This window comes from Sphingomonas suaedae, from assembly GCF_007833215.1.
Taxonomy (GTDB): Bacteria; Pseudomonadota; Alphaproteobacteria; order Sphingomonadales; family Sphingomonadaceae; genus Sphingomonas; species Sphingomonas suaedae.
The window spans coordinates 1,436,189-1,447,393 of the sequence record NZ_CP042239.1; the positions used below are offsets into that span (position 1 = coordinate 1,436,189).

At 65.4% G+C, this 11,205-nt stretch carries 11 protein-coding genes; 10 read left to right on the forward strand and 1 reads right to left on the reverse strand.

All coding sequences use genetic code 11. The annotated features are described in order from the left end of the window. Positions 1 to 29 precede the first annotated feature (29 nt). The 10 genes from FPZ54_RS06845 (at position 30) to FPZ54_RS06890 (ending at position 10,747) form a co-directional block, all read left to right on the forward strand. Entirely contained in the window at positions 30 to 425 is a 396-nt protein-coding gene (locus FPZ54_RS06845) for a flagellar biosynthesis repressor FlbT (RefSeq protein WP_145845966.1), read from the forward strand. A 9-nt stretch (positions 426 to 434) separates the two neighbouring features. Continuing rightward, a complete protein-coding gene (gene fliI, locus FPZ54_RS06850) occupies positions 435 to 1,772 on the forward strand; it encodes a flagellar protein export ATPase FliI (protein ID WP_145845967.1) in 1,338 nt (445 codons plus the stop codon). Further along, complete coding sequence (locus FPZ54_RS06855; protein ID WP_145845969.1) at positions 1,756 to 2,190, forward strand: hypothetical protein; 435 nt, start codon at positions 1,756 to 1,758, stop codon at positions 2,188 to 2,190. Before fliI ends, FPZ54_RS06855 begins: the two co-directional genes overlap by 17 nt. Then, positions 2,187 to 3,125, forward strand: coding sequence for a peptidoglycan-binding protein (locus FPZ54_RS06860; RefSeq protein ID WP_145845970.1), 939 nt, complete (start codon positions 2,187 to 2,189; stop codon positions 3,123 to 3,125). The genes FPZ54_RS06855 and FPZ54_RS06860 overlap by 4 nt, the downstream gene beginning before the upstream one ends. A gap of 72 nt (positions 3,126 to 3,197) precedes the next feature. Beyond that, positions 3,198 to 4,544 carry a globin-coupled sensor protein gene (locus FPZ54_RS06865; protein WP_145845971.1) on the forward strand — a complete coding sequence of 449 codons (1,347 nt, stop codon included), beginning with the start codon at positions 3,198 to 3,200 and terminating at the stop codon, positions 4,542 to 4,544. Positions 4,545 to 4,679: 135 nt separating this feature from the next. After that, on the forward strand, positions 4,680 to 5,705 hold the full coding sequence (locus tag FPZ54_RS06870; RefSeq protein WP_186456937.1) for a sigma-70 family RNA polymerase sigma factor: 1,026 nt from the start codon (positions 4,680 to 4,682) through the stop codon (positions 5,703 to 5,705). Positions 5,706 to 5,715: 10 nt separating this feature from the next. Continuing rightward, positions 5,716 to 6,210 (forward strand): hypothetical protein, encoded by a 495-nt coding sequence (locus tag FPZ54_RS06875; protein WP_145845973.1) that lies wholly within the window; start codon positions 5,716 to 5,718, stop codon positions 6,208 to 6,210. A 99-nt stretch (positions 6,211 to 6,309) separates the two neighbouring features. After that, on the forward strand, positions 6,310 to 7,398 hold the full coding sequence (locus FPZ54_RS06880; protein WP_186456938.1) for a helix-turn-helix domain-containing protein: 1,089 nt from the start codon (positions 6,310 to 6,312) through the stop codon (positions 7,396 to 7,398). A gap of 416 nt (positions 7,399 to 7,814) precedes the next feature. Next, positions 7,815 to 10,133 carry a PAS domain-containing sensor histidine kinase gene (locus FPZ54_RS06885; protein ID WP_145845976.1) on the forward strand — a complete coding sequence of 773 codons (2,319 nt, stop codon included), beginning with the start codon at positions 7,815 to 7,817 and terminating at the stop codon, positions 10,131 to 10,133. Then, entirely contained in the window at positions 10,130 to 10,747 is a 618-nt protein-coding gene (locus FPZ54_RS06890; protein WP_186456939.1) for a response regulator transcription factor, read from the forward strand. Before FPZ54_RS06885 ends, FPZ54_RS06890 begins: the two co-directional genes overlap by 4 nt. 7 nt (positions 10,748 to 10,754) lie before the next feature. Here FPZ54_RS06890 and flaF read toward each other — a convergent pair whose 3' ends face one another. Continuing rightward, on the reverse strand, positions 10,755 to 11,114 hold the full coding sequence (gene flaF, locus FPZ54_RS06895; RefSeq protein WP_145845977.1) for a flagellar biosynthesis regulator FlaF: 360 nt from the start codon (positions 11,112 to 11,114) through the stop codon (positions 10,755 to 10,757). Between the last annotated feature and the right edge of the window lie 91 nt (positions 11,115 to 11,205).

Genomic DNA, 11,205 nt, shown 5'->3' on the forward strand with positions numbered 1-11,205 from the left:
GCAGCAACGCAAGAGTTGAGGACCGAACGATGCTGCGAATTTCCCTGCGCGACGGCGAGGCGCTGGTGGTCAACGGCGCGATGCTGCGTTCCAAGGGACGCACCGAGCTGGTGATCGAGAACAAGGTCGCGCTGCTGCGCGGCCGCGAGATCATGGCGCCCGAGGAAGCGACGAGCACCGCGCGCCGCCTCTATTTCGCGACGATGATGGCGTATCTGGGCGACGAACCCGAAGCGCACAAGAATCAGGTGATCGACGAACTCACGCTGTTGATCCCGGCAATGACGTGCGATGCTGGCCGCGCCGCCTGTGTCCGCTTTGCGCGACTTGTCGCCGAGGGCGATTACTATCGCGGCCTCGCCGCCTGCCGCACGCTGATCGAGTTCGAGGGCGCCGCGCTCGTCCCTGCAAACGAGGCGGCCTGAGGATAGGCCATGCACAGCCTGTCCACCGCCACGCGCAGCATTGCCGCGCTCCCGCTCGACAAGCGGCACGGCCGCGTCGTCGCGGTGCGTGGCGCGCTGATCGAGGTCGAGGGGCTGGCCGGCGCTGCGCAGATCGGCGCGCGGATCGATATCGACACGCCCGATGGAATCGTCCCGGCGGAAGTGACGGGGATCGAGGCGGGTCTCGCCCAATGTATGCCATTCCGCGAACCGCAGGGGCTGAGCTCCGGAACGATCGCGTGGCTGCACCCCGGCGCGCTGTCGCTGCGTCCGTGCGATGCATGGCTTGGCCGGATGGTCGATGGGCTGGGGCGTCCCGTGGATGGCAAGGGCGAGCTGCCGCTCGGCGCGACCCGCCAGCCGATCAAGGCCCCCCCTCCCCTCGCCGCAACCCGCGCGCGCGTCGGCGCCCGCATCGAAACGGGAGTGCGCGCACTCGACCTGTTCGTTCCGCTCTGTACCGGCCAGCGGCTCGGCCTATTCGCCGGATCGGGGGTGGGCAAGTCGGTACTGCTGTCGATGCTCGCGCGCTGGACCGAATGCGATGTCGCGATCATCGGCCTGATCGGCGAACGCGGCCGCGAGGTGCAGGAATTCGTCGAGGACGATCTGGGACCCGAGGGCATGGCGCGCAGCATCGTCGTCGTCGCCACATCGGACGAGCCCGCGCTGATGCGCCGCCAGGCCGCCTGGACCACGCTGGCGCTGGCCGAACATTTCCGCGACCGCGGGCTGCGCGTGCTGTGCCTGATGGACTCGGTCACCCGTTTCGCCATGGCGCAACGCGAGATCGGCCTCGCCAATGGCGAGCCGCCCGCGACACGCGGCTATACCCCCACCGTCTTTGCCGAGCTGCCCCGGCTGCTCGAACGCGCAGGTCCCGGCCTGCCGGGCCAGGGATCGATCACCGGCCTGTTCACCGTACTGGTCGACGGCGACGATCATAACGAGCCGGTTGCCGATGCGGTGCGCGGCATCCTCGACGGCCATGTCGTCATCACCCGCAAGATCGCCGAGCGCGGTCGCTATCCGGCGATCGACCTGCTCAAATCGGTGTCACGCACCCTGCCCCATTGCCTCGAACCCGAGCAGAATCAGGTCCGGCTCGCCGCGCGCCGTATCCTCGGCACCTATGCCGATATGGAAGAAATCGTCCGGCTGGGCGCCTACAAGGCGGGATCCAGTCCTGAAGTAGACGACGCGGTGCGGATCGCCCCGCAAATCGAGGCGATGCTGACCCAGACCAAAAGCGATCGCGGCCATGCCGAAGACGGCTTTGCCCGCCTCGCCGCGCTGATGGAGACTGACCATGCGCACGCCCTATGACGCCGCGCTGCGCGCGCTCGACCGCGACATGGACGCGCTCAAGGCGCTGGTCGCCGATGCGACCGCGCGGCTCGACGGAATGCAAACGCTGCACGAGGCACTGACCAGCCAGATCGCACGCGAAACCGAGCTGAGCGCCGTCGAGTGGCAGCTTCAGGCCGATGCCTATCTCGCGCGGGCGCGGGATGAGCGTCGCCGGCTGGAAACGCTGCGCCATGACGCGGAGGTCGAATTGACGATGCTGCGCCGCAAGGCCGCGCAGCAATATGCGTCGATGCGCGCCGTCGGCAATGCCGCGGACGCGTTCCGCGCCGAGGCCGAACGCGCGCTGCAAAATGCCGAGCAGGCGATGCTCGACGATCTGACCGCCGCGCGGTTCGTCCGCCGCGCGCGCGATTTGCGGAGGGCGCGCGCATGATCACCGTTCAGGGCCGATCGCTATCGGTCACCGACACCGCCGCAACCGCCGCCGCGATCCATCGCAACGCGCTGGGCTCGGCGCAGAAACGGCTGTGGCAGGCCGCAATCGGCACCATGGCGCCCGATGCGGAAATCAATATACCCCAGCGCGGCGATGACCGGATGGACATCGACAGCCTGTTGGCACTCGCCGATCTCGCCACCACGCCGCGCGCGATCCAGACCGTCCAGCATATCCCGACCGAACCGGTAACCAGGGTGACCGGCGGCTCGACGGCACTGCAACTCGACCCTGATCGTCTCGGCGCCAATGCACGTCACGCTCCGGCGCTGGAACGCGCGGCCGATCGAACCGGTATCCCGGCCACCGCGCTGGCAGCGATCGTCAATGCCGAAGCGGCGAAGGATTCCTCGGGTCAGTGGAACGTCTATTCGCGCAACAGCCGTTCGTCCGCAGCGGGCCTTGGCCAGTTTCTGAGCCGCACTTGGGAAGGGATGGCCGAGACGCGCGGCACATGGCTCAACGAAACCGCGCAGGCACGCGGCTGGCTCGACCGGTCGGGCCAGGTGCGTCCGGCGGCGCGCGCGGCGATGCTGCAGCTACGCTATGACGCCACCGCGTCGATCGAGACGACCGCCGATTATGCGCGTGCCAATCTCAAGCTGCTCGAACGGTCGGGGGTGCGCGCCGGGGACGATCCCTCTGCCGTGGCGCGAACCGCCTATCTCGCCCACCATCTCGGGCCGGGTGACGCGGTCAAATATCTCAAGACCGGGCTGACCGATGACCGCGCGGGATTGTTGCTGCGCGCTCAGATCGGCGGCGGGCGGGCGCAACAGGCGATCGCCGCAACCGGCGACGCGAGCGCGGCGCATCGCGCCTGGCTCGACACCTATGTCGATCGCCGCGTGCGCCCTGAAAATTTCGCTTAGGTAGAACCACGACTACGGCCGCCAGTCCGCAAATCATCCTATATTGGTTACGTTGGATGAAAGGACCCCCCGATGGCCGTGAGTGCCGAACTGGTTGACCGTCTCGCTTTTGCCGGTTTCTCCGATGCGCACCGCGAAGTGCTGGCGCGTTTTGCGCCGGTTCTCGACAAGGAGCTGCCCGGAATCCTCGACATATTCTACGTCAACCTGCGCCGCTGGCCCGAACTGGCGAACATGTTCAAGGACGGCGAAGCGATGCCGCGCGCCGCACGCGCCCAGGCGGCGCATTGGCAGATGCTCTTTTCCGGCCGGTTCGACGATGCCTATGTCGAATCGGTGCAGCGTATCGGCCTGATGCACAGCAAGATCGGCCTCGATCCGCGCTGGTATATCGGGGGCTACAGCTTCATCCTGCGCCATCTGTTCGATCTTGCCGCACGTTCGGCGGGACGATCGTTGAGCCCGGCATCGGCCGCACGCACGGCGCAGCTGTGCACCGCGATCAACATGGCGGCGATGATCGACATGGACCTCGCCATCTCCTGCTATATCGACGAGAACAAGGCGACCTATGACGCGAAGCTCGCGACGCTGGCCGAAGATTTTCAGCGCCAGGTCGGCGTTCTGGTCGATCAGCTCGGTGTCGCCTCGAACGAGCTGGAGGCGAGCGCCCAGTCGCTGACCGACCATAGCGGCGAGGCGAATACGCGGGCGATGGCGGTCGCCGCTGCCGCCGAACAGGCGAGCGCAGGCGTGCAGACCGTGGCGTCTGCCGCCGAGGAGCTGTCCGCGTCAATCCAGATGATCGCCACCCAGGTCGCCGATTCGACCCGAACCACTCAGCGTGCCGTCGCCGATGCCGAACGCACCGACCAGGTGGTCCGCGCCCTTGATGAGGCAGCGGAGCGGATCGGCACCGTTGTCGGCCTGATCGGTCAGATTGCGGGCAAGACCAACATGCTGGCGCTCAACGCATCGATCGAGGCAGCGCGGGCGGGCGAAGCCGGCAAGGCGTTCGAGGTGGTCGCGGCAGAGGTCAAGGCGCTGGCCTCCCAGACCGAGCGCATGACCGAGGATGTCGAAGGCCAGATCCGCGAGATCCAGGATGTGACGCGCCAGGCGGTGTCGGGCCTCACCACCATCGCGGCGACGATCGGACAGGTGGCGGAGATCAGCGATTCGATCGCCGGAGCGGTAAATCAGCAGAACAGCGCGACCGCCGAGATCAGCCGCAACATCCAGCAGACCGCCCAGGCCGCGCATGAGGTTTCGGCCAATATCGTCGGGGTCAGCCACGCCTCTGAAGCGACCGGCTCGGCCGCGAGCCAGGTCTTTTCCTCCGCAAGCACCCTGTCGGGTCAGGCGAGCAGCCTCTCCACCCAGGTGCATCGCTTTGTCACCCAGGTCCGTGCGGCCTGAGCGGATGGTTACTGTGATATTACCTATTGTGGATATACGTATAGGATTAGTTTCATCCTATTTACGCCGACAGGCGATCATGTCCCCGTAGCCAAGGCCATCGCGGCTCTGGCGATACGATCGAGGGGAACGATCATGTCGAATACCACCGCTGCACTCGAGGCCGCCGTTGCAACCGTCATTGCGAACCTGCCGAAGGATGGCGAGGCGCAGACCAACCGCCAGCGCGTCCATGGCGACCGCGCCTTCGCCCATGTGCTGAAGATCCTGGCGCCGCGCATCCGCCACTTCATCCGCCAATATGGCCTTGCCGGCCATTGGGACGACGCCGAGCAGTGCTGCGCGATCGGTGTTCACCGCGCGATCCAGGCCTATGATTCAGAACGCGCCCAATTCACGACCTTCGTCAACTGGCAGCTGCGCGGCGAGCTTCAGAGCCTGCGCTTCCGGCTGATGACCGATCAGCGCCCATCGGCGAAGAAAGTCGAGGCGAGCACCGTCTCGCTCCACGCCGTCACGAGCGGCGCGGACGGCGAGAGCAACACGCTGGAAAGCATGATCGAGGACGAGTTCGCGCTCGACCGTACCGAAGCCTGTGCCGGCGACCATCTCGCGGTGAAGACGCGCGAGGCGTTGCTCGATGCCTATGTCGATCATCTGCGTGGCGTCGCGATGGAACAGATGAAGCGGCGCGCCCGCTCCAACCGTTCGGTCCAGGTCCTCGACCCGCGCCTCCCGCGGTTCCGGGCCGGGGCGGCAATCATCGATCCCGCCGAAATCGCCGAACTGGAGGAAAGGCTGGAGGCCCAGCGTCAGATCGTCGCCCGCCGCCTGTCGGACGACATGCCGGACGAATCCGAACTCGATCCGCAGGAGCGCGAACGGCAGCGCCAGGTCGCCAAGCGTGCCGCGAAGACGATCGCCGAGATCGCCGCCAACGATCCGCGCTTCGGCGGCATGTTCGAGCGCCCGCGTCCCAAGGCGCGCCGTCGCGTGACCGACAAGCCGACCCCGATCGTCACCGTTCTGCCCGACCACAGCGCCCCGCACAACCAGCTGAGCCGCGTGATCGCGGTTGCTGCGGCACCGCTGGCGACAGTCGAGGCCGAGGATCAGGGCGAGCAGCTGATGGCGATGCCCCGCGGCGTGCGTTCGCACTGAGCCGGGTCCGATGATCCGCGAGAGCATCATGATCGCTCCGGCGAACAGCGACGGCCTGTTGCCGTTCATCGACCCCGGCCTGGACGAGCTGGCACGGGATTTCTGCAACAGCGCGCATCGCTGGCTGGGCCAGTCCGGCCATCTGGTCGCGGTTTGGGGGATCGGCACCAATGGCGATTTCGGTGCGAGCTGGGACCGCTGGCTGAAACGCCATGAGATCGATGGCCGCAGCGCCCGCACCGCCGAACGCCTCGCCCGCAAATTGCTGGAGCGCGTCCAACAGCGCTGGCCCGCCGGGATGGCGCCGCACAGCATCGGCCTGGTCAGCGACGGCACGGGCGTCGGCGTCGCTCCCGAAGACCCATGGCCCCTCGCCCCCGGCTGGCTCGACCGCCGCATCGCCCGACCGGGAAGCCTCGTCGCGCTGCGCCGCTTCGATCCGGCAGGCAATTGGGCGCTGATCTCGCACCCGCCACGCTCGGCGACGTCGCGACACAATGGATAGCGTCATTTAGCGCGTTTCAGCGAGACGCCACCGGATAGCTATTGGAAGCCTGTTATCCTATACCCGAGGGAAAGGAGGCAGGTGGAAATGGACGCACCCGTGAAGCTGCATACGGGCACCGCTCCCGACGGGGCGGTGCCCGTCGATCCATGGCGCAACTTCGTTTTTCCGAACCGCATCCGCGAGCTGCGGCGCAAGGCGGGGCTGCACCGGCTGATCGCATTGTCGCACCGCCTTCCCGACCTCACCTATATCCGCCTCTCCAAGATCGAGCGCGGCGAAGTCTTCGCCCGCGCCCGCGAACTGGCCGATATCGCCGCTGCGCTGGATGTCGTGCCGGACGCATTGCTGATCGATGTCGATGCGCCCGCGTTTTCCATCGAAGATTGGGCCGCGCCTTTTGTCGGCGTTCCCCTGCCCGACCGCGCGCGCGATCGCTTCGCCGTGCTGCTGGCTGCTGCGGTGCGCAATCTTCGCGCATCCGATCGCGCGCTGACGATCCAGGCGATCACCGATCAGCATGGCATCGCGCCGGTCAATCTGTCACGGCTGGAAAATGCGCAGCGCAGCTTCGAGGACTGGAACGCGCCTACGCGCGCCGCGATCTGCGCGTTGCTGGGCACCGCGAATGAGGCAGCGCTGCGCGCCCGCATCGATCAATTGCACCGTAACGGCGATCTCGATCCGTGGTTCAACGCGATCAGCGATCCTGAGGAGCGATTGCGCCGGACGCGAGAGAAGATCGCCGCGCTGCGCTCGGAACTCGCCGATCCAGGCCCCGCGCACGGCGCCGGGGTGGCTACGCTCCCCGTTGCGGCGCCCAACATCGGAACCATCGCGGTACTCGGCATCGCGGGACCCGATGGACTCATCCTGGATCAGGATACCGGCGAACGGATCGCACCACCGCCGGGATGCGGCCGCCGCGTCGTCGCCTTGCGTCTGTGTCGTGCGACGCTGGGGGCGGCATTGCCCGGCCAGTCGATCCTGTTCGTCGATCTGGACCGCTACCCGGTCGCGGGCGGGCTGGCCGTGCTTCGCGAACCGGACGGCTACCGCGCCCTCTCGATCGCAATCGGAAATGACGGGTTGCTGGTCGGCCACAGCCAGCATCCACCGCGCAGCTTCGCGCTTTCCGACGTTCCGGAAGATCACATCCATGCGGTGATTGCAGCCCGTTTCATGTAACCAGTTGTAACCATATCCGTAATGGGTAAGATTGGGCCGCGCCGCGTGGCGTAGCCTGTATATGGTGTGGAGTGACAGGGGCGCGAAACTGGACGCCGGAGGGATCGACACGCGGTAGGGTCGCCACCCTCTGCTTCGCCGTTGCGGCGGGTCTTTCGATCGCCGGGTTGCTCGGCTGGTCGTTCGCGATTTCGCCGCTACGGTCGCCGATCCCGGGCTTTGCTGCGGCGTGGCCGCCCAATCTCCTGTTGGTTCTGGTCCTGGCGACCACGCTCATCCTACTCCCCCGCGCCGATCCTGAAGGTCCGGGGCGACGGATCGGCACCGCGTTCGTCATCACCATCCTCATCGCGGCACTGGTGTTGCTCAGCGTAACGTTGCTGGCCCGGACCGGCGGCAGTCCGGTCTCCTGCCTGTTGATCTTCCTTCTTGCGGTCAGCGCGCTGATGCGCATCCGTTCGGGTCGCGAAGGCGCACCGGTCGCCGCGATGGTCGCAGCGCTGGTCATCAGCTTCGCGCTGCTGCTGCTGGCGGGCCAGTTGCTTGCTGCGGAAGTTCGGGGCGCCTCGGTCCAGCCCTGGCACATACCGGTCATCACCAATGTCGCGGAACTGGTGCTGGGCGTCGGACTGTTGCTCCAGGCGACACAACATGCGCTTCAGGGCTATCGCCCCAAGAGGGACGAGAACTGGCCGATCGCCCTCCGCGCGGTCCCCGCCCTGATGGTCGCGCCTGCACTGGTACTCGCGATCGAACTGCTCGTGTTCGACCAGCGTGGTTTCCCGGCGACCGCTGAAATCTGGGGGATGCTGGCCAACACGCTGATCGTCGGGTCGGTGCTGCTATGGTCGATCGCGCGCCTGTCGCGCCAGCGCTCGACGCTTCAGCTCTATGCTCAGTCGCTCGATGCCGAGCCGATCGCCTTTATCGATGCCGACGGACGGATCGTCCACTGGTCACGCGGATGCGCGGCGCTGTACGGCTATGGTGCGGAGGAGGCGATCGGTCAGGTCAAGCATCTGCTGCTCTCAAGCCGCGCTGCCGCCGATGACTCTGCAGGGTGGAGTCCCACGGCGCACGAAGGCAGTTTCCAGATCGTCGAAACCGCGAAGGACGGCCGTGAGATTCACGTCCTGGAACGTCGCCAGCGGATCGACGACGATGGCGACACGCCCGTCACCGTGCTTGCAATGACCGATCTTGAACCACTTATGCGCGCGCAGGTCGCCCGCGCGGAGAGTGACGAACGACTGCTGCTGGCGGCGCAAGCGCACCGGATCGGTATTTTCGAATGGGATGTGGAGAGCGGAAAGCTCTCCTGGTTCGCCGATACGGAACCGCTTCTGGGGCTGCCTGTCGGCACTCTCGCTGACTATGAAAGTTGGGCGGCGCTCATTTTTCCGGAGGATCTCGCACTGATTCTCAAGCGGATGGAAGCAACTGTACTCCGCCGAGCGGATCAGTTCTCATTCTTTTACCGCCTGTCTCTCGAAGATGGTGAAATCCGGGCCATTGAGGGCTCCGCGCGGTGCTTTTATGATGCGACGGGTGCGCTGGTGCGTACGCTGGGCGTCAATATCGACGTGACCGATCGTGTCGAGCAGACAGCACAACTCGCGGCCCGGGAGGCCCAGCTTCTCTCCATTCTCCAAACCGTGCCCAGCGCGATGCTGGTGATCGATGTGCGCGGCCACGTTATGAGCTTCAGCCCAGCTGCGGAAAGACTTTTCGGCTATGCGGCCAGCGATATCATCGGCAAGAATGTATCCATGCTAATGGCCGACGAACATCGTTTGCGGCACGATGGCTATCTGGAACGCTATCTGCGTACTGGAGAGCGGCGCATCATCGGCATCCCGCGCATTCTGACGGCCCGTCATGCGGACGGCCGCGAAATACCCATCGAGTTGCATGTGGGCGAGGCCGTCTATGGCGACACCCGCGCTTTTACGGGTTTCATCACGGATTTGACGGAGCGGCTTCAGGGCGAAGAGCGGCTTCAGCAGTTGAGCAACGAGCTAACCCAGATTGGCCGGATCAACGCGATGGGTGAGCTGGCCGCAGCGCTGGCGCACGAACTCAACCAACCATTGGCCGCAATTACAAATCACGTCGCCACCGCCGAGGTTATCCTGAACGATGGCGGCGATCGTGAACGGATTTCGCGTCAGCTCCAATCGACCCGTGAACAATCGTTGCGCGCGGGGGAGATCATCCGCCGCCTGCGCGCATTTGTTTCGCGGCGCGAGGTCGATTCGCGGATGGAGTCGGTCGAGACGACCATTCGGGAGGCAAGCGCGCTCGTCCTGGTCGGGCATCAACGGCTCGATCTCACCGTGGATTATGAACTCGCGCACGACGCTGTCCGCATGTTTGCCGACAAGATCCAAATTCAACAGGTGCTGCTGAATCTGATGCGCAATGCGCTGGAAGCGCTTGCTGGGGTTCCCGCAGAAGGCCGCCGGATCGCCATCGGTACGCGAAGGATCGACGACGACTGGATCGAATTTTCGGTGAGCGACAACGGGCCGGGACTCGCCGAACCGCTTCTTGAGCAGATGTTTCTCCCATTCAATTCTTCCAAAGGAGAGGGCAGTATGGGGATCGGACTGTTGATTTGCCGGCGCATCATCGAAGCGCACGGAGGGACAATGACCGCGCAGAACAATGAAGGGGGCGGCGCGACATTCCGGTTCACCGTCCCTGCAATAGAGCCGGGACTGGGAGAGGAATGATGCAGAGCGTCTATATTGTCGATGACGATCAGGCTGTCCGGCAATCGCTGCACGGGCTGTTGTCGGAACGCCCCAATCTCGTGATCCGGGTCTTCGCGTCGGGCGAGTCCTTCCTGGAGAATATCGAGGCCAGCGACAGTGGCGTCCTGTTGCTCGACTATCAGATGCCGGGTCGCAACGGGATCGAGGTGATGCGCGAGTTGCAGTCGCGAAAGGCTACGTTCCTGACGATCATGCTGACGGGCCAGGGCGATATCTCGCTGGCGGTGCAGGCGATGAAGGCGGGGGCCACGGATTTCCTCGAGAAACCCTATGATCCTCACCACCTTCTCAATCTACTCGACGAAGCCTTTGCCCGGTTCAGCGAGACCAGCGGCATCGCCGAGCGGCGGGAACAGGCGCGGGCGCGGATCGCCCGCCTGTCGCCGCGCGAGCATGAGGTGCTGATGGGTCTGATCGAAGGGCGCCCCAACAAGGTGATCGCCCACCAGCTCGATCTGTCGCCCCGCACGGTGGAAATCTATCGCGCGAACATGATGGAGAAGCTCGACGTCGGCAGCCTGTCCGAAGCGCTCCGCCTCGCTTATGCCGCGGAGGTTGCCGCCCCGGTCTGACTGTCCTTCAGGCGGCCATTCGGCCTTCAGCCAGCCCTTCAAGCAACGAGCGGTTGACCTCAATCAGCGGATCGATCGACTCGCGCCCTTTCATCACGTCGCTGGCGTGACGATTGACCCATAATCCGATTGAAATGATCGACGCGCGCAGCTCGTCCGGAAGGCTGTTGCCGGGGGCGCCACAGGCGTTGGCGAACGCGTCCCACATCTCCCGGTTCCAGTGCAGCGCGTTCATCAACCTACCCCCCGAATAGCCCATGTCCCGGGCCTCGATCAGCGCGGCGGTGACGTCCCGGATCAGGCGTTGCTCGGTTGCGCGGGGCGTTTCGACGAGCGTGCGGGCACGTTGATAGGCGCTAAGCGACATGCGGGTTCCTCGTTCGCGTTTACCGCATTCTAGATGGAAGCCGCGCCGTCCGGTCGCGTCCTGCCTCAAGCCGTTGCGGATCGTCGAAAAG